The following is a 22,046-nucleotide window of genomic DNA, read 5'->3' on the forward strand; positions in this document are numbered from 1 at the left end:
CTCACCTCCTGTATCTTCTGAACGCACTTACAAGCAGCTGCTGAGGAAGCTCCGGATCAAGAAGCTCCGGAATTTCATTTGGTGAAAGATAGTCGCCGCCTTTTTCCCGAACAACCAGCTGTCTTGCCCCGTCAATGATCTTTCCGGGTTTTACGTCTCTCGGACACCGCTCCACACAGGCAAAGCAGGAAAGACATTTCCACAAAGATGCTGAATTTACAAGTGCTTCGATATTTTCATTGATCACGTAGGACACAAACTGATGAGGCTTGATATCCATCTCGTCAAAGGATGGGCAGGTAGCAGAGCATTTGCCACACTTCATACATTTCAGAGGATTGGTTCCGCTGATCTCCTTTATTTTTTCCGCAGCAGAATGGTTATCTCTCATTTTGCCACCTCCTCTTTGACGCCAAGGGCTTCTGCCAGAAGCTCTGTAAAATAGTAAACCGGCATTTTATTTCCGGAATTTTTATTCAGATTGTATTTGCAGAGCGGACAGGCAGTGATCAGCATATCTGCGCCAAAGCCTGCTGCGCTTTCTTCAATCTTTTCACACATATTCTGTGACATTTCTTTTTCTTTCAGGGATATATATCCTCCACAGCATTCATTTCTGTAAGGATAGATCACAGGCTCAGCGCCAAGGGCACGGATAAAATCTTCCATGATCCTTGGATTTTCCGGATCATCAAATGCCATGATCTTTCCAGGTCTCAGAAGCAGACATCCGTAATAGGCTCCGATCTTCTTTCCGGTAAGAGGATTTACTACTTTTTCTTTCAGTTTATCAAAACCGACTCTGTCCCGGAGAACCTCCAGATAATGGAGAACGGTTGTCTCTCCTTCATAGGGAGCTTCCAGCTGCATATAATTGTTGGCTCTGGTCCGGATATCTTCCACGTTTTTCATATCATCATTGACACGCTTGATCACATGATGACAGGCAGAACAGATTGTCACCAGATCCTGGCCTTTTTCTTTTGCCTGGTTCAGCGCACGGACGGAAGAAAGCTTTGTGGCGATCTCATCTGTGCCAAGCGGATAAACACCACCACAGCACTGCCAATCCTCGATTTCCTCAAGCTCAAACCCAAGGGCTGTGGCACTGGCTCTGGCATACTCATCCAGATCTCTGGCCTTTGTTCTCAGGGTGCAACCCGGATAATAACTGTACTTCATACCTTTCATTATCCTTTCTTAGTCTAAAATCTGACGTTTATAGTAGATATTCTTGTTCATATATTGTCTTTTTTTTAACAATATATGAACAAAAAAATGAAATCCCAACTAACACTTATTTGAGTTTTTTTATCAATTTGCACCCAAATAAAAGAGAAAAACACTCTTCCTCCGCAATCAAGAAGTGTATTAGCTCGATTTCCGGAATCATCATATCACGTTATTTCTGTTTCGACAAGACTTTTTCGATATTTTTTGTGTTTTTTTTAACGTACTTTTGAAAAATCTTATCATTTACTATCCTGCTTCCATGATAATTTTCATTTTCAGGCATAAAAAAAACTCCGGATCTCTCCGAAGCTTTTTTGCTCATATCAGTAAATAATGATCGGATAACCTGCATCAATGATGTTATAGATCAGTGCTGCCTGATCCTTAGGCAAATTGATGCAGCCGTGGCTTCCGTTGGTTTTATAACGGCTCCCGCCAAAGGATGACTGCCAGGACGCATCATGAAGTCCCTGCCCGTAGACAAAAGGCATCCAGTAATTAACCTTTACATCGTAACCATATTCATTGCTGGTAAGGTTAAAGGGACTCGCCTTGTAGGCGATCGGCCATGCACCACGATATGTTTCACGTCCCTTCACCGGCTTACCGCTGACAATGTCTGTTTCCGTCACAAGGCTTCCGTCCTTATACAGCCACAAATGCTGTGCATCCAGACTGACCTCTATGTAACTGCCTGCCAGATCGTCTGTTCCGTTTCTCTGATATCCTTTTTTGCTGTAAACAGGCTCTCTCGTTACAGCAGTACCGCTTTTCAGGTCTTCCAGAAGCTGAGCATATTCTCCGTCCTGATCGATCCGGTAGCCGTACTCATTTCCCTCAATGGTCACATCAGTTCCCGCAGATGTATGAAAGGTGCGGGGAACATAAATGGTATTGTATTTGTTGGCAAGCTCACTGATGTAGGCTTTAATGGCTTCTTCATCCAAAGTCAACGTCTCCCCTTCAGCCTTCAGCCAGGATGTGATCGTATCGGAATCCAGAACAGCCGTTTCACTTCCGAATGTATAAGTTACTGTACTGCTGCGGTATTTCTTCAGCTGGCTGTTCAGGTCTGTAACCTTATTTTTCATATCCTCTGTTGCAGTGACAGCCGGACTTACATACACATGCTTGTTGATCGGTACTGTAATGATATCTCCAAGAAGAGCCGTATCAAATGCTGCGTTCAGATTTATATCCACAGTAGTCTCCAGCTTATCCGGATCGATCTCCGTCCCCTGTACCTGCTTCACAAGGGTGAATTCTTTTTTCTCCTTATCGTACTGAATAGCTGCATCAACAGAAGCTTTTCTATCTTCCATACCGAAATTTGAAAGATCAAGAGCCTGCTTTTCCTGCTCCTCATCTTCCTCGATCTGACATTCCGGTTCTATATTTTCTTCCTTTGGAAAAAGCTTCCTGCGCTCTTCCCGCTGTTTCTGAATTTCTGTAAGCTTACTCAGAAGGGCTTCTTCATTGAGACTGTAGCCCAGCTCTTTCAAAGTAGTACTGTAAACTTCCTGATCGTTTTCCTGAAAGGATACCGGACGATCTGCAAATTCCGCAGTGATCTTTTCTTCTGCCTGCTTTGCATCCAGTCCGGAAACATCCACTCCCCATATGGAAATCTTCCGTCCCAGCGTATTGTGATCTGCCAAGTATGTATAGACAAATAACCCTGCCACTGCAAGAATCGCTGCGGCAATGCAGATCCCAAGTATGATCTTCAGTGTCTTTTTACTGATGATTGATCTTTTCTCCATACCCTTATCCCTCGAGTCTTATGTAGTATATGTTGTGTCGTCACAATAGTGTTATTATAATACAATAAATCCCATTTTCTGTAAAAATAACTTATCCAGGACCCTTCTGATCCGGTAAAAAAAGACAGACTGACGCCTCTGCGAAAATCTGTCTTTTTCATACGTTTCTTTATCTTTTTCTGGCAGCAGTATTTCTCTCGGGATCTTCTGCTTCTTATTCCGGCATTACGATCTTGCCTGCAACGGCACAGGCTGCTGCTGTTTTCGGAGATGCCAGATAGATCTGAACCTTGGAAGTTCCCATACGTCCCAGGAAGTTACGATTGTTGGTTGCCACAACCTTCTCACCGTCTGTCAGGATTCCGCCGGTTCTTCCGCAGCAAAGTCCGCAGCCCGGATGCGTAATGATAGCCCCTGCTTCCGCAAGAGTATCCAGAATGCCAAGCTCAATAGCCTGACGGTAAATTTTGCGGCTGGCAGGAGTCACGATCAGCTTTACAAAGTCTGCAACCTTTTTGCCCTTCAGCACCTCTGCTGCCGCCATAAGATCCTCCAGACGTCCGTTGGTACAGGAACCGATGAATACCTGGTCGATGGTCTCGCCCTGAAGCTCACTGACATCACGAATCTTGTCCACCTGAGACGGACATGCCATTACCGGCACAAAATCCTCTGCCTTATAAGTTATGGTCTTCATGTATACAGCATCCGCATCTCCCACAAGACTCTTCTGATAATCATCAAGCTCTACGTTGCAGTAAGCAGCTGTCTTCTCATCCGGCGTGAAAAGTGCACATTTCGCACCGGCCTCAATTGCCATATTCGCCATAGTCATACGGCTTGCCACAGACATATTTTCAATGGTGCTTCCGGAAAATTCCAGGGCACGGTAAGTAGCTCCATCTGCACGAAGGTCACCGATCAGGCGGAGGATGATATCCTTGGACATGACATTCTCCGGAAGTTCTCCGTCGATCACAACCTTTATGGTTTCCGGAACCTTGATCCACATGGTTCCTGTTCCCAGGATGCTGGCCATCTCTGTGTAACCGATACCAGAAGAAAACGCACCGACACATCCATAAGTCGTTGTATGGCTATCTGTACCAAATACAATATTGCCAGGTTTAACATAACCTGCCTCAGTCATAAGCTGATGACAGATACCGTCACTTCTGTGTACGTTTTTCATGCCGTATTTAGCTGCAAAAGCATCTCCCACATGGAAATGTCTGGTATCATCCTGCTGACTTGCCGGTACAAGATGGTCATAGATCAGAACAACCTTGTCCGGATCCCACAGCTTCTGAAAGCCCATCTCCTCAAATTTTTCCGCTACAAACGGAATAAAGATATCATGGATCATCACCCGGTCCACATTGACCGTCACGATATCGCCAGGCTTTACTGCCTTGCCTGTATTATGTCTGATAATTTTTTCAATGATCGTCTCGCCCATTATTTCTCTCCTCTCCGTTTTTTAGTCCAGGCCGTTTAGCTTACGCATGGCCTTTACCAGTCCGCCAGCCTGGATGATATCCATCAGATTCTCCGGAAGAGAAGCGATCGGGTACTGTTTTCCATTGTGATCTACATGCTCATTCATTACTACTGTAACCTGATCTCCTTCTTTTACATTGTCATGAAGATCCGGCTGCTCAATAAGAAGAAGGCCGTTGTTAATGGAGTTGCGGAAAAAGATCCGGGCAAAAGATTTCGCAATGACACACTGCACGCCCAGTGCCTTGATGATCTCCGGTGCCTGCTCTCTGGAGGATCCGCAGCCGAAGTTTTTTCCTGCTACAATAATGTCTCCCTTTTGAATCTGTCCGGCCAACTCCGGACGAAGGGGGCTGAATCCGTACTGTTTCATATCATCAATGGTTTTCAGTGCAAGGTACTCCGTCGGGATAATGATATCCGTATCAATATCATCACCAAGTACCCACACTTTTCCTGTAAATGCTTCCATATGTATATCTCCTGTTTATTCCGTTCCGTATCATCAGGCAAATGTTTTCTGTCTGCCCTGTTATAAGAACCCACGCCGAAACGGATTATCCTCTGATAATTTCTGAATATATTGTTTAAATCTTTTCTGAAACTCTTATACTCTGTCAGCAGTCGCGATCTCGCCTGCAACGGCAGATGCAGTAACAGTCGCCGCAGATCCCAGGTAAACCTTGGAGCTCGGATGTCCTGCACGTCCCTTGAAATTACGGGTTCCTGTGCTGATCAGGACCTCATTCTCGCCGATAACACCCTGGCAGCTTCCCCAGCATACACTGCAATTCGGGTTCATAACAATAGCTCCTGCTTCCATGAAAATATCGATAAGCCCCTCCTTTAATGCCTGACGATAGATGGTCTGGCTTGCAGGAACAACCAGGAAACGAACTCCCTCTGCAACTTTTTTGCCTTTGATCACCTCTGCGCCTACACGGAGGTCTTCAATACGGCCATTATTGCAGGAGCCAAGGAACGCTTCGTTAATCTTGATGCCGCAGGTTTCCTCAGCCGGAACCACATTGTCAACAAAGTCTGGTTTCGCTACAACCGGACGTACTTTTGAAAGATCAAAGGTATACTCTCTTGCGTAAACGGCATCCGGATCGCTGTGATATACCGCTTTTGGCTCACGTCCATGCTCTTTCAGATATTCCAGAGCTTTATCATCAGCCTCAAAGATTCCTGTCTTCGCACCAGCCTCGACAGCCATGTTGCAAAGCGCCATACGGTCGCTGATGCTTAATGTTCTGGCGCCTTCACCTGTAAACTCCATTGCCTGATAGTTGCAGCCGTTTGCCCCGATCTCACCGATAATGGTAAGAATCAGATCTCTTGCGTAAACACCCTCAGGAAGCTTCCCTGTCAGGTTAAATTTTACGGTTTCCGGAACCATGACCCAGGAGGTTCCGGTTACCATTCCGTAAAGGAAATCTGTGCATCCTACACCGGTACCGAAAGCACCAAGTGCTCCGTAGGAACAGGTATGGCTGTCAGCACCGAAGATCAGCTGTCCCGGACGGACATAATTCTCGATCATGATCTGGTGGCAGACACCCTTTCCCTCCCAGAAATCAATATTATTATCTCTTGCAAAATCTCTCATCTTTTTCTGGGATGCCGCTGTTTTCGGGCTGTCAGACGGTACGTTATGGTCTACGATAAATACCAGCTTCTTTGTGTCTGCAATATGAGGATTTTTTAATTTATTGTTGTACATATCAACAGTCAGATGTGTGGTTCCGTCATTACTCATCAGATGATCCAGTGAAACTGTATAGATATCTCCGGGTTTTACATTGTCCACTCCAGCCGCTGCCGCGATGATTTTTTCTGCGATCGTCATTCCCATCTCTTATTCCTCCTCACGGTTCAGAGAAGCGATAAGGCCGCCCTGATTCAGTATATTCTGCATGTATTCCGGCAGTTTTGTGCAGGAATAAGTCTTGCCATTGGCAACAGCAGTTCCCTCGGACATATGAAGTTCCATGGTATCTCCTGTCTTCACGGCATCCGGGAGATCCTTACAGACAATTGCCGGAAGTCCGATATTAATGGCATTGCGGAAAAAAATACGGGCAAAAGATTTCGCAATAACTGCCTTTACTCCAAGTGCTTTAAGAACACCCGGTGCCTGCTCTCTGGAGGATCCGCATCCGAAGTTCTCTCCCCCAACTACAAAATCTCCCGGTTTAACCTTTTTGGAAAAATCTGGATCCAGTGATTCAAATGTGTGGCCCTTCATTTCATCCAGATTCGGCAGAAGCAGATACTGGGATGCAATGATCTGATCGGTATCAAGGTCATTATGAAATTTAAAAATTGTTCCCTTATCCATAAAACAAGTTCCTTTCTGATCGTTATCCATTTCAAGGCAGTCATTCCTCTGCTGCCCTATTCGTCCTATATTCTAACACAAAACATCGTATAATTAAAATGTATATTTTTGATACTTAATATAATCTCAGGTTATGAAATTACTATTCACTCCATTCTCAGTAACACCCTTCGCGATGCACAGAATTTATACTGATCGCATAAATTCGTGCGGTATGTCTCGGGTTTTCTATGACCTTCGCTCACAAAAAACACCTCGCGGGACATTACCGGTAAACATTAACGTTATAAACTCAATTTCCAGACTGTAAGCATTGTCTGCTGTCCAGGAGCAAACGCCGAGCCAGCTTATTTTATTTTCCCCGTAAATGCAGAAAAGCGGAACTATGTCCGCTTTCTCTGATATTCTACGTATTAATTTTATTATGCAGTTTCTCGTGAAAGCTGGCTATGCACCTTCCGTCTTACAAACCAAAAACAGATCACCTGCATAACGATCGTAAAGATCCAGGATGCCGGGTAGGAAATAAACAGTACCTTCAATGATCTGTGTGCCGGGAAAATTCCGAATATCCATACGATCCGGAGCCCGACGGTTCCAATGATCGACAGGATCATGGGGACACCGGAGCGGCCCATTCCGCGCAGTGCTCCCGGAAACAGATCCATCTGGCCGCAGAGGAAATAGGTAACTGTGGTATAGGCAAGAATCTCCATTCCGCATTGGATAACCTTAGGGTCTTCCGTATAGATCTTCAGGAGCTGCGGACCGAAAAAGTATGCACCACAGCCCATGGCAAAGGATACGGCAAAGGACAGGATCATACAGTCAACAAGCACCCGGTCCATACGTTTCGGTTTTCGCACACCATAATTCTGACTGGTAAAGCTCATGCAAGCCTGGGTAACTGAATTTACAGACACATACAGAAATCCGAAGATATTGTTTGCTGCCGTATATCCTGCCATTGCAATGGAGCCAAAAGAGTTTACGGAGGACTGGAGCAGCACATTGGAAAAATTGATCACCGTACTCTGGATTCCTGCCGGAAGTCCTACCTGGAATATCTGTTTCAGATATTCCGGCTTTATGGACAGCTTCGAAAAACGCAGCTGATAGCTTCCCTCTGTCTGACACAGACATCGGAGAACAAGGATACAGGAGATCAACTGAGAAATCACAGTTCCGATTCCAACACCTGCCACACTTAAATGACAAACGATCACAAAAAACAGATTCAGAAGCGCATTGGCACAGCCGGAAATGATCAGAAAGACCAGTGGTCGCTTGGTATCTCCCACTGCACGCAGAATTGCTGCGCCATAGTTATATAGCATAAAAAACGGCATTCCCAGAAAATAGATACGCATATAAAGAGTAGAAAGATCGATCACATCCTCCGGCGTATCCATCAGCTCCAGGCAGATTCTGGCAAAGATCACTCCCAGAAATGCCATGATGATCCCGCTGATCAAAGCCAGCAGGATCGATGTATGTACTGTTTCTGACATTTCGTCATCCTTACCGGCAGCATAAAATCTGGCTGCCAGCACATTGGCACCAAGAGAAATTCCGATAAAAAGGTTGGTAAACACATTGATCAGTGCGGTAGTGGAGCCTACTGCCGCCAGTGCCTCACTTCCGCTGAAACGTCCCACTACCACGATATCCACTGCATTGAACATCAGCTGCAGGATACCGGACAGCATCAGCGGCAGTGAAAACGAAATCAACTTGTCCATGATCGACCCATTACACATATCGATCTCATACTTGTTTTTTTTCACGATTTCATCCCCCATGTTCATACTTACATAAAAATATTATAGCACCTTTCGTCGGAAAGCTACAATGAAATATTTTTATGAAGAATATGCAGCGGCTGCATAAAATACGCAGCCGCACAGTAACATGTGTTTATCATTTCACTATCTTTCCAAGAGTCCTGCATCACGAAGGTTTGCAAGAAGTGCATTAAAATCCTCCACGATATCATCTACTGTTGTTGCATTTCCAACAGCAGCTGCCGGGGTTACTGTTCCGGCAGGGCCGGTGGCTCCGGCTGCTCCTGTTGGGCCGGTGGCTCCGGCTGCTCCTGTTGGACCGGTGGCTCCGATTGCACCTGCCGGACCTGTTGCACCCGCTATTCCCGCTGGACCGGTGGCTCCTGTTGCTCCCGTCGGACCTGTTGCACCTGCCGGACCGATGACTCCCGCCGGACCGGTAGCTCCTGTTGCTCCCGTCGGACCTGTTGCTCCCGTCGGACCTGTTGCTCCCGCCGGACCGGTAGCTCCCGCCGGACCGGTAGCTCCTGTTGCTCCCGTCGGACCAGTGGCTCCCGCTGGGCCCATTACTCCTGCCGGACCTGTTGCACCTGCCGGACCGGTGGCTCCCGTATATCCCTGTATTCCCGGTTCTCCCTGCGGTCCCTGAGGGCCCATAGGACCCGGAACTCCCGGACAGCCTCTTGGACCGGTTGGTCCTGTAGGTCCCACAGGGCCCGGGCAGCCTCTTGTTCCACACCTGTCACATCCACAGGAACTATGATTTCCATAACAGGACATACAAGACAAATCCTCATGACTGTCCTGCTGCATTTCCATTTCCTTACGTTTTCGATGCCTGAACAGCATTCCTCGATCACCTCATAGGAAAATAACTTTCCCTACAGTATATGACAACAGCTTTTACCTGTGCATAGGATCCCCGCAAGCCTGTACCCTGCCAGGAAAATATAATAAAGATATCTTTTCTTTCCTTTTATGTCAGACCATATTTTTCCCGGAAATATTTCTGGTCGTACAATACTCCCGGATCTTCCGGCTTCTGTTCCATCGCTTTCTTATGAAAAAAGAATGCCTGCTCCGGACATTCCATCTTATCATAACAAACGCAAAGCTGCATATATGGCACAAATCCATGACACTCAGCCATAAAAAATCCACCTTTTTTCTTATCTGACGGCACAGTAAGTGCCTGCCCGTACCAGTAGGCAGCCTGTCTGGGCAGCTCTCTTTCCAAAAAAATCTTTCCGACCTCACAGCAGATTTCCGCCCTCGGCACATCCATAGTCAGACTGTACAGAAAAGCTTCCAGTGCGGACTTTTTCTCTCCCATTTTCCGGTAGCACTGTCCAAGTACAAAACAGGCATCGATCTTATTTTCCAGCCATCCGGACGGATTTTTCAGGAACTCCACCAGCACAGCCTCTGTCTCCGGATACCGCTGATGATAATACAGTTCTCTCCCATAATAAAGCTGATGTCTGGGTTCCAGCGTTTCTCCTCCTGCCAGCATTTTTTCATAAATACGAAGATTACGGTCCGGATCACTTTTTCCACATTTCCGATGCTGGATCACCACATCTGAATAGATGATATTTCCCTCCGGAATCACGGTTTCATGAACTGCCCCATTCCATCTGAAATTTCTGGATGTTTTCATTATCCGCTCCCGAAAATAAGAAAATGTTGTTCTCCCACTCTGGTCAAAGCCTGCCGCATATTCCATCATTACAACATCTGTTCCAGGATCCAGGGTTTCTTTAAGACTCCTCAGTCTTTCCAGATTTTCTTCATCCAGGACATCATCCGCATCCAGCCACATCCAATAATCGGTGCTGACTTTTTCCAGAAGGAAATTACGCGGAGCAGAAAAATCGTCACACCAGGGAAAATCAAACACCTGCGACGTATACTGCTCCGCGATCTCTTTTGTTCTGTCTGAAGAACCGGTATCTGCGATCAGAATCGCATCCATCACCTGAGAAACCGGCTTTAAAATCCTCTCAAGAACTGCTTCTTCATTTTTTACGATCATACATAGACTGAGGGAAATCATATTTCAGGATCCTTCGGATTTTTATAATATTTATGCCGTTCCCGTCAGTCCTATGCCTTCTGTCAGTGTACAGCTTCTGTTTTCAGATAAAGCTGAACTCATCCTCGTATCACCAACTGTGGTATTTCCTCTATATGCTCTGCAAGATGATCTGCTCCGTTCAGCTCCCCTTTCTCACCATATCCATACAGACATCCTATAAATGGGCTTTTGCAGGCTCTGGCACATTCCAGATCCTGCCTCCTGTCTCCGACCACCAGATAAGGGCCTGTATATTCCCGGATAATTTCCTGCACAATTTCTGTCTTTGGACGGAATCCATATGATTCACAGTCATAAAAATGATCGAACCATCGTTCCATCCCAAATTCCTTCCAGTGCGCCTCACGATATGAAGCCTTACAGTTACTTAAGATCACAAGATGATATCCCCGGTTCTTCAAAGCTGTAAGCATCTCCTCTGCTCCCGGATACCACACTGCCTTATGCTTCCTGATCTGTCTGACCATCAGTTCTCCTACCATCCTGCTTGCCTGCTCTTTATAGCTCTGATCCAGCTCCGGCAAAAATGTATTCCACATCTCCTTACTGTTAAATCCCAGCCAGCCGGCAATTTCCGCCGAGCCTATCTCCCGTTCTTCTGCAGCCTTCTGTTCTGTCAGCCACTGATAGGTTTCACGAAATGCCGGTTCATAGATTCCAAGGGTATGATGGATCGTTCCATCATAGTCGAATATGATCGTTTTTGTCATCATTTATTTTCCTGTCTTTTAGAGCTGCTTCATCAGATTGACCATTTCGATCGCAGATAATGCACAGTCATAGCCTTTATTTCCTGCTTTGCTTCCTGCACGCGCAATAGCCTGCTCGATATTCTCAGTCGTGATCACTCCGAATAAGACCGGGATCCCTGTTGCAAGTTCAACCTGTGCGATCCCCTTGGCAGATTCATTGCACACCAGATCATAATGTGAAGTATCTCCACGGATGACAGCTCCCACGCAGATAACTGCATCATATTTTCCTGACTGTGCCATTTTCTGTGCTGTAAGCGGGATCTCAAATGCTCCCGGCACCCATGCTGCAGTAATATTCTCCTCTTCTACTCCATGTCTTACCAGTCCGTCGACTGCCCCTCCCAATAATTTATTCACAATGATCTCATTAAATCTCGCTGCCACGATACCAACCTTCATTCCCTCCGGTGCTACTACTTTTCCTTCTACTAAATTGATCTGTCTCATTTTTTCTTCCTCCTGATATTTGCTGTTTTTTTATAAATTTATTTCTTTAAAAATATGACCCATCTTTTCCTGCTTCGTTTTCATATACTTCCGGTCATACTTTTGTACCGGAATCTCCAGAGGTACTCTCTCATTGATCTTCAGACCAAATTCACCAAGTCCATAAACTTTATCCGGATTATTTGTCAGTAATCTTAATGATTTCACACCAAGGTCTGACAGTATCTGTGCCCCAACCCAGTACTCTCTGAGATCCGGTGCAAACCCTAACTTCACATTAGCCTCCACGGTATCGTATCCCTGTTCCTGAAGCGCATAGGCTTTGATCTTATTGATCAGCCCGATTCCTCTGCCTTCCTGTCTCATATACAGAATGATCCCTCTGCCTTCCGCCTCTACCTGGCGCATCGCTGTCTGCAGCTGCAGGCCGCAGTCACATCTGAGTGATCCGAATGCATCTCCTGTCAGGCACTCCGAATGTACCCGGCAAAGCACATCTTCACCATCTCCCAGATCACCTTTTACCAGTGCCAGATGATGCTCTCCTGTAATGTCATTGATATAACCATACATTTTAAAATCACCGTACTGCGTTGGGAGGTTTGCAGCTGCTTCCTCCTTTACATGCTTTTCATGTATTCTTATATAATCCTGCAGATCACGGATCGTAATAAATGTAAGGTTATGCTCTTTTGCCATTTCCCATAGCTGTGATGTACGCATCATAGTTCCATCTTCTTTCATAACTTCACAGCACACGCCGCATTCCTTCAGTCCGGCAAGTCTCATAAGATCTGTTGTTGCCTCCGTATGGCCATTCCGTACCAGAACCCCGCCTTTTCTGGAAATAAGTGGAAATACATGTCCCGGTCTTCTGAAATCCTCCGGTTTTGACTGATCATCCACGCACTTCATAATGGTATAGGAGCGCTCTGCCGCAGAGATACCGGTGGTTGTATCTGCGTGATCCACTGCCACGGTAAATGCTGTACTGTGATTGTCCGTGTTCTCAGCAACCATCGGCGGAAAGTTCAATCTCGCCGCAATTTCCGCACTCATCGGTGTACAGATAAGCCCCTTTGCATAAGTCGCCATGAAATTAATATTTTCCCGGGTTGCAAACTCTGCCGCACATATCAGGTCTCCCTCATTTTCTCTGTCCGGATCATCTGTGACCAGAACTATTTTTCCTTCCTTAAGATCCCTAAGTGCCTCTTCAATTGTGTTGTACTGATAATTTTGTGACATAGTGTATATCCTCCTGTTCTAAAACCCGAATTCTTCAAGAAACTTCATCGTAATTCCGGATTCTTTTTTCTCTTCTTCATTTTTTCTGATGCCAAGCAGTTTTTCTACATATTTTCCGATCACATCATTTTCCAGATTAACCAGATCCCCCGGCATCTTTTCCAAAAGGGTGGTTTCTTCTCCTGTATGTGGAATGACCGACACCTGAAAACCAGCTTCATCAACCCTTGCAACTGTCAGGCTGATCCCATCAATACAGACAGATCCTTTTTCCACGATCAGATGCAAGATCTGCGGCGACGTCCCAATTGATACCCAGATGGCATTTTCTTCCCGGAGCATGGAACGTATCACGCCAGTCCCATCAATATGGCCGCTTACTATGTGTCCCCCGAACCTGCCATCTGCAGCCATTGCACGTTCCAGGTTTACCTGGCTTCCGGCTTTACAGCTGCCAAGACTGCTTCTTCTGATCGTCTCTGCCATCACATCGGCAGTAAATCCATCCGGCTGGATCGACGTGACTGTCAGACACACACCATTTACGGCAATGCTGTCACCGATCCTTGTCCCTTCCAGGACCTTCCTGGCTTTCACTGCCAGGATTCCTGATTCTCCTGTCAGCTGTATATAACGGACTTTTCCTTTCTCCTCTACGATTCCTGTAAACATGATTCCTCCTGTTTTTTCTCACACACCTGACATCTTATCCGAATATCCTCACCGATCTGGCAGATATCTGTATATTTCAGTTCCACTGCATCAGACGGGAATTCAACTCCGATACCTTCTACCGGTGTCTTCCCGGCCACCCCGCCAAACAGCTTTGGTGCCACAAAAGCCTGTACTTCCTTTACAATTCCGGCTCGCAGGGCACTGTCATTTAACGTACCGCCTCCCTCCAGGAGGATGCTGTCAATACCTCTGTTTCCAAGATCTGCCATCAGCTTCTTAAGGTCTATCTGATTCTTTTCATCGGGACAGTAAATGGTCTCAACTCCCATGGTATGTAATATTTTTATTTTTTCTTCTGTATTTTTCTGATCTGCATAAGCCACGATCGTCCGGTACTTTTCCGCACTTTTTACGATCTGACTGTCCGGCGGGATTCTGAGCTTACTGTCGCACACAATCCTGACAGGACTTTTCCAGCCTTCTACCCGGACGTTTAACATCGGATCATCTGCAAGCACAGTTCCAATACCTGCCATGATCCCCATGTACTGATGCCGCATATGCTGTACTTCTTTTCTTGCCGCTTCTCCGGTAATCCATTTTGATGCTCCTGTCTTCGTTGCGATCTTCCCATCCAGTGTCATGGCATACTTCATCACCACATAAGGAGTCTTCGTAGTAATATAATGGAAAAACACTGGATTCAGCTGATCACATTCTTCTCTCATAAAATCTTCAACTACTGTTACACCGGCTTCCCTTAACATCTGCACGCCTTTTCCTGCCACTTTCGGATTCGGATCCCGGGAACCGATCACCACTTTTCTGATCTTCTGTTCAATGATCGCTTCCGTACATGGAGGTGTTTTTCCATGATGACAGCAAGGCTCCAGCGTAACATAAATCACCGCACCTTCTGCTGATTCTGTGAGAGAAGCAATTGCATTACGTTCCGCATGAAGTTCTCCATACTTTTTATGATAGCCTTCCCCGATGATCCTTCCGTCTTTTACGATCACTGCCCCTACCATCGGATTGGGATTCGTCCAGCCTTCTCCTTTTTTTGCCAGCTGGATCGCCCGAAGCATATATTCCTGATCCGTCATTTTTATTCCTTCTTTCTTATTCCTGTTCTTTGTCTAGAGCGTGTTTGAAAAAGGCTTTCTGCAAGATGTGCGTCACAATTTGTGGGAGATTTTGTCCGGATGAGGGCGCCGTAGCGGGCTACGGCAACTGAATTCGGGCAAAATATACCGCAAAGTGGGGCGTGCAGATTGCAGGAATGATTTTTCAAACACGCTCTGGTACGCCGAAACTTTTAGACCTGTGCAATCGTATTCACAGACAAGTAAGTGGTATATTTATTTCGAAAACGATGTACCAGATACAAAAAAAGCCTGCAGAAATATCTGCAGGGTGGAATTGATCGGTTACATCTGATCGATAAATGAATGTCTGATTTTCTATATAAAAAGCTCTGAAATGGATCACCATCTCAGAGCTCTGATACTACATTCATTCATACAAAAAATCAACTGTACTATCATCTTCTTCCATCCAGACTGTACTGTCGGCCCCGGAATCTCACCGGATCATACCTCTCGGCTCGCGGGCTTTACCGCCGGTAGGGAATCTCACCCTGCCCTGAAGATATCTTCTTGTTTATTTTAATACTTTATCTGTAATTTGTAAAGCGGAATTTTTATTTTACTTGGTTTACATAGCCGTCACCTCCATTATCATATCATAAAGATAGATCCATGTTCTGAAAAGCAACTTCTTGTTGCTATAATCTATCCATATTTTATAATGCAGTATATGAAGTGAATAATATAAAAAAACCCTTGAAAATACTGATTTTCAAGGGTTTTATGGATCTTATTAAAGATATGCAGATAACAGATTATTTGCCCATCTGTTTTGCAACTTCCTCAGCGAAGTTCTCTTCTTTCTTCTCAAGACCATCGCCTGTCTCGTAGCGAACGAAGCCTTTGATCTGGATCTTAGCGCCGTTCTCTTTTGCTACCTGCTCTACGTATTTAGCAACGGACTGTTTTCCGTCCTCTGCTTTTACGTATGTCTGGTCAAGAAGGCAGATCTCTTTAAGCTCTTTCTTGATACGTCCTGTGATCATTCCCTCGATAACCTTAGCCGGTTTCTGGGACTCCTTCGGATCATTCTGGATCTGAGCCATAAGGATCTCTTTCTCATGCTCAATGTACTCAGCGCTTACTTCCTTGTCGCTTGTGTACTGCGGTTTCAGAGCTGCGATCTGCATAGCTACGTTCTTAGCCATCTCTTTAACAGCATCGTTAACAACATCTGTCTCAACGTCTACAAGAACGCCGATCTTTCCACCCATATGAGTGTAGGAAGCGATGAATCCGTTCTGCTCCTCAACCTGAGCAAATCTACGGATGTTCATGTTCTCGCCGATTACTGCGATCTGAGCTGCAAGAGCCTCTTTTACAGTCTTAGTTGTATCAAGTGCCCATGCCTCAGCAAGGAAAGCATCGATATCAGCTGCTGTTGTGTTAAGTGCCTGTGCTGCAACATCTGCAACATAGCTCTGGAATTTCTCATTCTTTGCAACGAAGTCTGTCTCAGCATTAACCTCAACAACGACTGCTTTCTTTCCATCCTCTGTTACCAGAGTTTTGCAAAGACCCTCTGCTGCGATACGGCTTGCTTTCTTCTGTGCTGTAGCAAGACCCTTCTCACGCAGGAACTCAACTGCTTTATCCATATCGCCTTCTGTAGCTGTAAGAGCTTTCTTACAATCCATCATTCCGGCGCCGGTCATCTCTCTTAACTCTTTTACCTGTGCTGCTGTAATAGCCATTGTTCGTTTCCTCCTGAAATATTCTGTTTATACGAATTATTCCTCTGTAGCTGCAAACTCCTCAGACTCAGCCTCGATCTCGCCATCTGCCTCAGCAGTTCCCTGCTTAGCCTCGATAACAGCGTCAGCCATCTTGGAAACGATGAGTTTTACTGCACGGATAGCATCGTCATTTCCCGGGATCACATAGTCAAGCTCTTCCGGATCACAGTTAGTATCGCAGATACCGATAAGCGGGATTCCAAGTGTATGAGCCTCCTGTACGCAGATTCTCTCTTTCTTAGGATCTACGATAAAGATAGCATCCGGGATTCTCTTCATCTCTTTGATTCCGCCAAGGTTCTTCTGAAGCTTAACAAGCTCTTTGCGAAGCTCGATAACTTCTTTCTTAGGAAGTACGTCGAATGTTCCGTCAGCTTCCATTGTCTCGATCTCTTTCAGTCTTGCGATACGGCTCTGGATTGTCTTGAAGTTTGTAAGCATACCACCAAGCCATCTCTCATTTACGAAGAACTCTCCACAACGCTCTGCCTCTGTACGGATAGCATCCTGAGCCTGTTTCTTAGTTCCTACGAAAAGGATGTGTCCACCGTTGGCAACGATATCTGCTACTGCATTGTAAGCATCGTCAACCATTCCTACAGACTGCTGAAGATCGATGATATAGATACCATTTCTCTCTGTGTAGATGTACGGAGCCATTTTAGGGTTCCATCTTCTTGTCTGATGTCCGAAATGAACACCTGCCTCTAAAAGCTGCTTCATTGAAATAACGCTCATGTCTTTTCTCCTTTTTGGTTAAATTCTTCCGCACAGGTCGCCTTCTCTCTGGACCCATCCTCACACCGTAGGGCACCATCCTTATAGAATCGCCGTGCGTGCTTATTTTTGCAACTTCTGAATTATAGCATAGAAAATCCCCTTATGTAAAGGGGATTTTTCCAATTTTTTTCTGTTTTTCAGCGGTTTCCGGCAGACTTCAGAAGCTCCAGCTCTTTTTCGGTGAGCGAACGATATTTTCCTGTCGGAAGATCTGAAGGAAGCGCCAGCGGCCCCATGGATAGTCTTTTCAAATAAGTTACTTTTTTTCCCAGTGCCTCCATCATCCGTTTTACCTGATGGAATTTTCCCTCGTGGATGGTAAGTCGGATCTCAGATTCCCAGTTCTTACCGGCTTCTGCAGATTCTGTACCGGACTCCCAGGTAGAAAGGATCTCCAGCCTTGCCGGTCGTGTGAGATCTTTTTCCCCGATATCCACGCCTTCTGCCAGCTTCACGACATCTTCTTCTGTCACTTTCCCGGATACTTTTGCATAGTAGGTCTTATCCACATGCTTTTTCGGAGAAAGAAGCTCGTGTGCCAGAGGACCGTCATCTGTGATCAGAAGAAAGCCTTCTGTATCTTTATCCAAGCGTCCCACCGGAAAAAGACCCTTTCTTCTGTCTTTCTCTTCAATATAGTCGAGAACCGTTTTATCTCTGGAGTCCTCCGTTGCGCTGACACAGCCCGCCGGCTTGTTAAAAAGATAGTATACATATTCCGGTGCAGCATGAATTTCCTGCCCGTTCATAACCACCTGATCTTCTTTTGCTACTTTCAGTTCCGGTTTCTTCACAGATTTCCCGTTAACCTGCACCTGACCCTTCTGTATGTATTTTTTTACCTCGCTTCGTGTACCTGCGCCGGCATCTGCCAGAAATTTATCCAGCCGGACTGGTTTTTCCATTAATCATTTACCTCCCATTCTGTTACATGGGCTGCCTTTGCATCTGCTCTGATGAAATCCGGGATCTCACCGGCAAATATCATATAAAGTCCGGAATCCCCGTCGGTGCTCTCCTGTCCTTCCAAAACCACTTCCATTGTGACATCTGCATTCCAGATAGTCCATCCGTTTACCAGCTGTGATGGGCGAATACACTTTTTCAGGGTTTCCAGCTGTTCCTTTTTATCGTAACGGACTTTATAACCGTTCTCTGTTTCTTCAAGATCCGAAACAGGCTCAATGTCGGAAAAAACCTCATCATCTTCGCCGGCAGCTTCGGAGCTGAAGTAATAAACATTAATATACTCAACAGACAGCTCATCCATGGAAAGAGGATATCCTGTTTCTTCCAAAATTGCAAGTGTTCTCTTATATGCCGGATACACCAGAACAGATGTAGACACCCTCTCTCCTTCCTGAACAGCCGGTACATTCATTCCCCATTCATCTATGTATCCTTCTGACGGAATTCCCGCATAATCGAACATCAGCATTGCGCATGGCTGGTCTTTTACTGTCTGACCGCCGTTTTCCAAAATGTCCTTTCTCAGCGCCTCTGCCAGCGCCTGACGCTTCTCTGCATTTTTCTCAAATAATGTTTGAATATCTCCGTCACAGAAAGTACCGGTGACCTCTTTCAGATACTGTTTGTCCAGCTGGAAAAATGAATATCTGTCTTCTTTCCATGTCTGCTCATCATACAGGGCTTCCATAAGATTCTGTGCCTGTGCAGAGGATACATTATAACCTCTGCATACACTGAATCCCTGTTTATTTATGTAGCGCACATACACGCGCTTTCCTGATTTTTTTCCTTTTTCATTCTGAAGCCTGATATCCTCCAGACTGTTATATAATGCTTTACTTTTCATCACCGGCTGATCCACCAGACCAGAACTATTGTCTGAGGTGGCAGTATACCGGATCTTATAGATTCCGTCTTCTTTTTTTTCCACATTGCAAAGCTGCTCTGTATATGAAAGATTGCTTACATTTATCACAACTCCCTGAAGATTGTCATAAGCCGGAAAATAACTGTCATATCCCAGAAGATCCATTTTCATGGTCAGCGCACAGATTGCCACAACACCTCCAAAGATCATAAGTTGCACTTTTCTGCAGAAAAATCTGCGAAAATCCATTTCGTAGATCACTTCCAGAATTCCATGGACCAGGATCGTTCCCAATATCATTCCGAAGATCCACCATGCTGTTTTGGATGAATCTTCCGGAATCATATAAAAGATCAGACCGATCCCCAGTCCGGATGGTATTGTGATCAGGGCACTTAAGACCGGCTCCATCCAGGTATATACCAGAGCTTTTCCGGTATTCTCTGACCTTCGTCTGCAAAATGCCATCCAGGAAAGTGCTGCCATGATAAACAGCGTAAGGATCAGTATCAACAACTGCTTTCCAAAGCTTCCGCTGCTGTATCTATCTATAAAGCTTACGATCGCCATAAGAGGAGATCCCAGATTCCGCACTGCTGCCAGAATTCCGTAATTGCCCTCGTACCAGGTATCAAAAAATAAATGTCCGCTTAACTGCAGCATCACTGCCAGAACGATACTGTAGGTAAACAGCCCTGCCCATGCAAGTGCTCCCATCAACATGGTACCGGTGCAGGCGATCACCAGCACTGTGGAAAAATACACCAGAAGATACATCAGGAGATGGAGAACCAACAGGATCAGTGCCTTTTTCATAATGGAAAGGCTGTAATATCCTCTGGCTGCCCCGATGCATACCGCAGCAAATTCCATGATCACATATGGCACCAGATAATAAAGAACAGCCAACAATACTCTGTGCAGAAACAGTGCACTTCGCTTTACCGGAAGGCTGTGATAGAAATCCACTTTTCTCGGGGAATACAGATACCAGAAGCCGCTTACTGCTGCAAAAAATGCGGTTACCGCAGCCACAGCTGCTCCCATTGTGAGAAAGTCACTGCTCCACAGGCTGGAATACAGATAGGAAAGCTGACTCTGAGTATAACTGCGCTCATTCCATTTTCCCATCAAAATAAGTTCCGCTACCGGAAATGCAAGGAGAAATGCGACCATGGCAAATGCTGGGATCCATCTTTGTCCTTTAGAAGAGGATTTCATATACTCACTGGAATAAATTTTTGACTTCATAGCCTGCCACCTCCGTTTCGCTGATAAATATTTCTTCCAGAGTCAGTGGGAGCACTTCGCAGAAAAGAGGATTTTTTGCCTGTATCTTCTCCATGATCTCTCTTCTTGTTCCCCTTGCAGTAATAAGCAGCAGGGAGCCCTGATGCTCTGTTTTCAAAACATCCAGCTCTTTCTTTAATTCTTCTTCTTTCTTTTTGTCAGCAAGTACACACTGGATCTTATGGATGTGGAATTTCATATCCTCCAGATCTCTGGAAAGGAGAATTCCTCCCTGATGAAGAAGCCCGATGTGATCACAGATATCTTCCAGCTCACGGAGATTATGGGAAGCAATCACCGGCGTAAATTCACGACTCATGATCTCCGATGCAAAAATACTTTTTACTGCCTGGCGCATTACCGGGTCCAGGCCATCAAAGGTTTCATCACAAAACAGATATTTCGTTCCTGTACTGATTCCCAGGATCACCAGAAGCTGTTTCTTCATTCCCTTGGAAAAAGTGCTGATTTTTCGTTTTCCATCCAGATGAAACTGCTTCATCATTGTCTCAAAACGTGCCTGTTGAAATCCCGGATAAATACAACGGTAAAATTCTGCCATGTCCAGAGCATTGTAATTTGTCGGAATATATGCATCGTCCGGGATGTAGAAAAAATGCTCTTTGATCCTTTCATTTTCAAAAACCAATTCTTCATCCATCAGCACCTCTCCTCTGTCCTGACGGATGATCCCGGCCATGATACGAAGCAGAGTACTTTTTCCCGCACCGTTGGAACCGATCAGTCCAAAAACCTCCCGTTCCCCGATATCCATGGTGACCTTATTTACTGCCTGTATCTTACCAAAAGCTTTGCTGCAGTTTTTTATCTCAATCATTGTTTCCCTCCTTATAGCATAAGCGGATCACACCGATCATTTCTTCCTCCCCTACTCCCAGAGCCATTCCCTTTTCTGTGATCTTTTTCAGCTCACTTAAGGTTTCTTCCATACCGATCTGCCTGATCCTGCTGCTGTCTGTGACAAAACTGCCTTTTCCCTTCACCGGACAGATCAGCCCCTGCTGCTCCAGTTCCATATATGCCCGCTGGATGGTATTGGGGTTGATGGATAATTCCACGGCCAGCTGCCGCACAGACGGCATCTTGGAAGATGGCTCCACAGCTCCTGACAGGATCAGCATCCGGAATTTCTCTACGATCTGCTCGTAAATGGGACGTCTGTCCTGATAGTCCAAGAATAACATACGATGCTCCTTTCTCTGTAATCTGCGTATTAAGTGTATTAATTCTTTTAATACACTTATAATAGCACGTGATACAAAGATACGCAAGAAATGGTCTCTTAAATAAATATAAAATCTGTATAAATTTACCGGCAAAAAAAGATTCCGACATATTTTTATAAAAAAATCTGTAATGGCATCCCTATACTATGATCCCACTACAG

The 22,046-nt window shown here is 45.4% G+C and carries 21 protein-coding genes, 2 pseudogenes and 1 riboswitch; of the genes and pseudogenes, 1 reads left to right on the forward strand and 22 read right to left on the reverse strand.

Annotation, left to right across the window (positions count from 1 at the left end):
- Position 1: 1 nt before the first annotated feature.
- From MUB50_RS11495 to MUB50_RS17220, 16 genes and pseudogenes are all read right to left on the reverse strand, one after another.
- The gene (locus MUB50_RS11495; protein ID WP_015524685.1) at positions 2 to 391 is read right to left on the reverse strand and encodes a 4Fe-4S dicluster domain-containing protein; all 390 of its coding nucleotides are present in this window, start codon (positions 389 to 391) and stop codon (positions 2 to 4) included.
- Complete coding sequence (locus MUB50_RS11500; RefSeq protein WP_118623982.1) at positions 388 to 1,182, reverse strand: CoB--CoM heterodisulfide reductase iron-sulfur subunit B family protein; 795 nt, start codon at positions 1,180 to 1,182, stop codon at positions 388 to 390. Before MUB50_RS11500 ends, MUB50_RS11495 begins: the two co-directional genes overlap by 4 nt.
- Positions 1,183 to 1,556: 374 nt before the next feature.
- Positions 1,557 to 2,996 (reverse strand): L,D-transpeptidase family protein, encoded by a 1,440-nt coding sequence (locus MUB50_RS11505; protein WP_118623735.1) that lies wholly within the window; start codon positions 2,994 to 2,996, stop codon positions 1,557 to 1,559.
- Between the two features lie 214 nt (positions 2,997 to 3,210).
- On the reverse strand, positions 3,211 to 4,455 hold the full coding sequence (locus MUB50_RS11510; RefSeq protein WP_118515683.1) for a 3-isopropylmalate dehydratase large subunit: 1,245 nt from the start codon (positions 4,453 to 4,455) through the stop codon (positions 3,211 to 3,213).
- 21 nt (positions 4,456 to 4,476) lie between these two features.
- Positions 4,477 to 4,968 (reverse strand): LeuD/DmdB family oxidoreductase small subunit, encoded by a 492-nt coding sequence (locus tag MUB50_RS11515; RefSeq protein WP_118515681.1) that lies wholly within the window; start codon positions 4,966 to 4,968, stop codon positions 4,477 to 4,479.
- 135 nt (positions 4,969 to 5,103) lie between these two features.
- Positions 5,104 to 6,354 carry a 3-isopropylmalate dehydratase large subunit gene (locus MUB50_RS11520; protein ID WP_118623733.1) on the reverse strand — a complete coding sequence of 417 codons (1,251 nt, stop codon included), beginning with the start codon at positions 6,352 to 6,354 and terminating at the stop codon, positions 5,104 to 5,106.
- Positions 6,355 to 6,357: 3 nt separating this feature from the next.
- On the reverse strand, positions 6,358 to 6,840 hold the full coding sequence (locus MUB50_RS11525) for a LeuD/DmdB family oxidoreductase small subunit (protein ID WP_118515706.1): 483 nt from the start codon (positions 6,838 to 6,840) through the stop codon (positions 6,358 to 6,360).
- Between the two features lie 422 nt (positions 6,841 to 7,262).
- Positions 7,263 to 8,642 carry an MATE family efflux transporter gene (locus MUB50_RS11530; protein WP_334297932.1) on the reverse strand — a complete coding sequence of 460 codons (1,380 nt, stop codon included), beginning with the start codon at positions 8,640 to 8,642 and terminating at the stop codon, positions 7,263 to 7,265.
- 126 nt (positions 8,643 to 8,768) lie between these two features.
- A complete protein-coding gene (locus MUB50_RS16975) occupies positions 8,769 to 9,473 on the reverse strand; it encodes a collagen-like protein (protein WP_207664983.1) in 705 nt (234 codons plus the stop codon).
- A 127-nt stretch (positions 9,474 to 9,600) separates the two neighbouring features.
- Entirely contained in the window at positions 9,601 to 10,680 is a 1,080-nt protein-coding gene (locus tag MUB50_RS11540) for a tetratricopeptide repeat-containing glycosyltransferase family 2 protein (protein ID WP_118623729.1), read from the reverse strand.
- A 98-nt stretch (positions 10,681 to 10,778) separates the two neighbouring features.
- Positions 10,779 to 11,435, reverse strand: a complete 657-nt coding sequence (locus MUB50_RS11545; RefSeq protein ID WP_118623727.1) for an HAD family hydrolase — start codon at positions 11,433 to 11,435, stop codon at positions 10,779 to 10,781.
- Between the two features lie 15 nt (positions 11,436 to 11,450).
- Positions 11,451 to 11,924 (reverse strand): 6,7-dimethyl-8-ribityllumazine synthase, encoded by a 474-nt coding sequence (ribH, locus tag MUB50_RS11550; protein ID WP_006427673.1) that lies wholly within the window; start codon positions 11,922 to 11,924, stop codon positions 11,451 to 11,453.
- Between the two features lie 30 nt (positions 11,925 to 11,954).
- Positions 11,955 to 13,172 (reverse strand): bifunctional 3,4-dihydroxy-2-butanone-4-phosphate synthase/GTP cyclohydrolase II, encoded by a 1,218-nt coding sequence (locus tag MUB50_RS11555; RefSeq protein WP_118515669.1) that lies wholly within the window; start codon positions 13,170 to 13,172, stop codon positions 11,955 to 11,957.
- 18 nt (positions 13,173 to 13,190) lie between these two features.
- Positions 13,191 to 13,844, reverse strand: a complete 654-nt coding sequence (ribE, locus tag MUB50_RS11560) for a riboflavin synthase (RefSeq protein ID WP_118623725.1) — start codon at positions 13,842 to 13,844, stop codon at positions 13,191 to 13,193.
- Positions 13,826 to 14,953, reverse strand: a complete 1,128-nt coding sequence (ribD, locus tag MUB50_RS11565; protein WP_118515665.1) for a bifunctional diaminohydroxyphosphoribosylaminopyrimidine deaminase/5-amino-6-(5-phosphoribosylamino)uracil reductase RibD — start codon at positions 14,951 to 14,953, stop codon at positions 13,826 to 13,828. Before ribD ends, ribE begins: the two co-directional genes overlap by 19 nt.
- A 2-nt stretch (positions 14,954 to 14,955) precedes the next feature.
- Positions 14,956 to 15,081: pseudogene (locus tag MUB50_RS17220) on the reverse strand (DUF6783 domain-containing protein); the annotation flags it as partial.
- Here MUB50_RS17220 and MUB50_RS17225 point away from each other — a divergent pair.
- Positions 15,031 to 15,273, forward strand: a pseudogene (locus MUB50_RS17225) (DUF6783 domain-containing protein). The pseudogenes MUB50_RS17220 and MUB50_RS17225 sit on opposite strands and share 51 nt — an antisense overlap.
- Before the next feature lie 115 nt (positions 15,274 to 15,388).
- Positions 15,389 to 15,503: riboswitch (FMN riboswitch) on the reverse strand.
- Positions 15,504 to 15,750: 247 nt separating this feature from the next.
- On the opposite strand, the gene tsf reads toward MUB50_RS17225, so the two are convergent.
- The 6 genes from tsf to MUB50_RS11595 all read right to left on the reverse strand — a co-directional run bounded on the left by tsf (position 15,751) and on the right by MUB50_RS11595 (position 21,843).
- Complete coding sequence (tsf, locus tag MUB50_RS11570) at positions 15,751 to 16,689, reverse strand: translation elongation factor Ts (protein WP_118623723.1); 939 nt, start codon at positions 16,687 to 16,689, stop codon at positions 15,751 to 15,753.
- Between the two features lie 36 nt (positions 16,690 to 16,725).
- Complete coding sequence (rpsB, locus tag MUB50_RS11575; protein ID WP_044960678.1) at positions 16,726 to 17,469, reverse strand: 30S ribosomal protein S2; 744 nt, start codon at positions 17,467 to 17,469, stop codon at positions 16,726 to 16,728.
- 179 nt (positions 17,470 to 17,648) lie between these two features.
- Complete coding sequence (locus tag MUB50_RS11580) at positions 17,649 to 18,416, reverse strand: pseudouridine synthase (RefSeq protein ID WP_118623721.1); 768 nt, start codon at positions 18,414 to 18,416, stop codon at positions 17,649 to 17,651.
- The gene (locus MUB50_RS11585; RefSeq protein WP_118623719.1) at positions 18,416 to 20,599 is read right to left on the reverse strand and encodes a DUF6449 domain-containing protein; all 2,184 of its coding nucleotides are present in this window, start codon (positions 20,597 to 20,599) and stop codon (positions 18,416 to 18,418) included. The genes MUB50_RS11580 and MUB50_RS11585 overlap by 1 nt, the downstream gene beginning before the upstream one ends.
- Positions 20,574 to 21,476 carry an ABC transporter ATP-binding protein gene (locus tag MUB50_RS11590; protein WP_118623717.1) on the reverse strand — a complete coding sequence of 301 codons (903 nt, stop codon included), beginning with the start codon at positions 21,474 to 21,476 and terminating at the stop codon, positions 20,574 to 20,576. The genes MUB50_RS11585 and MUB50_RS11590 overlap by 26 nt, the downstream gene beginning before the upstream one ends.
- A complete protein-coding gene (locus MUB50_RS11595; RefSeq protein ID WP_015524662.1) occupies positions 21,469 to 21,843 on the reverse strand; it encodes a GntR family transcriptional regulator in 375 nt (124 codons plus the stop codon). The genes MUB50_RS11590 and MUB50_RS11595 overlap by 8 nt, the downstream gene beginning before the upstream one ends.
- Positions 21,844 to 22,046: the final 203 nt, after the last annotated feature.

The organism is Blautia sp. NSJ-140, assembly GCF_022868965.1.
Taxonomy (GTDB): domain Bacteria; phylum Bacillota; class Clostridia; order Lachnospirales; family Lachnospiraceae; genus Blautia_A.

Bases quoted from the DNA above. Each gene is read 5' to 3' on its own strand.
- MUB50_RS11495 (WP_015524685.1), bottom strand. From the start codon at position 391: ATGAGAGATAACCATTCTGCTGCGGAAAAAATAAAGGAGATCAGCGGA.
- MUB50_RS11500 (WP_118623982.1), bottom strand. From the start codon at position 1,182: ATGAAGTACAGTTATTATCCGGGTTGCACCCTGAGAACAAAGGCCAGA.
- MUB50_RS11505 (WP_118623735.1), bottom strand. From the start codon at position 2,996: ATGGAGAAAAGATCAATCATCAGTAAAAAGACACTGAAGATCATACTT.
- MUB50_RS11510 (WP_118515683.1), bottom strand. From the start codon at position 4,455: ATGGGCGAGACGATCATTGAAAAAATTATCAGACATAATACAGGCAAG.
- MUB50_RS11515 (WP_118515681.1), bottom strand. From the start codon at position 4,968: ATGGAAGCATTTACAGGAAAAGTGTGGGTACTTGGTGATGATATTGAT.
- MUB50_RS11520 (WP_118623733.1), bottom strand. From the start codon at position 6,354: ATGGGAATGACGATCGCAGAAAAAATCATCGCGGCAGCGGCTGGAGTG.
- MUB50_RS11525 (WP_118515706.1), bottom strand. From the start codon at position 6,840: ATGGATAAGGGAACAATTTTTAAATTTCATAATGACCTTGATACCGAT.
- MUB50_RS11530 (WP_334297932.1), bottom strand. From the start codon at position 8,642: ATGGGGGATGAAATCGTGAAAAAAAACAAGTATGAGATCGATATGTGT.
- MUB50_RS16975 (WP_207664983.1), bottom strand. From the start codon at position 9,473: ATGCTGTTCAGGCATCGAAAACGTAAGGAAATGGAAATGCAGCAGGAC.
- MUB50_RS11540 (WP_118623729.1), bottom strand. From the start codon at position 10,680: ATGATTTCCCTCAGTCTATGTATGATCGTAAAAAATGAAGAAGCAGTT.
- MUB50_RS11545 (WP_118623727.1), bottom strand. From the start codon at position 11,435: ATGATGACAAAAACGATCATATTCGACTATGATGGAACGATCCATCAT.
- ribH (WP_006427673.1), bottom strand. From the start codon at position 11,924: ATGAGACAGATCAATTTAGTAGAAGGAAAAGTAGTAGCACCGGAGGGA.
- MUB50_RS11555 (WP_118515669.1), bottom strand. From the start codon at position 13,172: ATGTCACAAAATTATCAGTACAACACAATTGAAGAGGCACTTAGGGAT.
- ribE (WP_118623725.1), bottom strand. From the start codon at position 13,844: ATGTTTACAGGAATCGTAGAGGAGAAAGGAAAAGTCCGTTATATACAG.
- ribD (WP_118515665.1), bottom strand. From the start codon at position 14,953: ATGACGGATCAGGAATATATGCTTCGGGCGATCCAGCTGGCAAAAAAA.
- tsf (WP_118623723.1), bottom strand. From the start codon at position 16,689: ATGGCTATTACAGCAGCACAGGTAAAAGAGTTAAGAGAGATGACCGGC.
- rpsB (WP_044960678.1), bottom strand. From the start codon at position 17,469: ATGAGCGTTATTTCAATGAAGCAGCTTTTAGAGGCAGGTGTTCATTTC.
- MUB50_RS11580 (WP_118623721.1), bottom strand. From the start codon at position 18,416: ATGGAAAAACCAGTCCGGCTGGATAAATTTCTGGCAGATGCCGGCGCA.
- MUB50_RS11585 (WP_118623719.1), bottom strand. From the start codon at position 20,599: ATGAAGTCAAAAATTTATTCCAGTGAGTATATGAAATCCTCTTCTAAA.
- MUB50_RS11590 (WP_118623717.1), bottom strand. From the start codon at position 21,476: ATGATTGAGATAAAAAACTGCAGCAAAGCTTTTGGTAAGATACAGGCA.
- MUB50_RS11595 (WP_015524662.1), bottom strand. From the start codon at position 21,843: ATGTTATTCTTGGACTATCAGGACAGACGTCCCATTTACGAGCAGATC.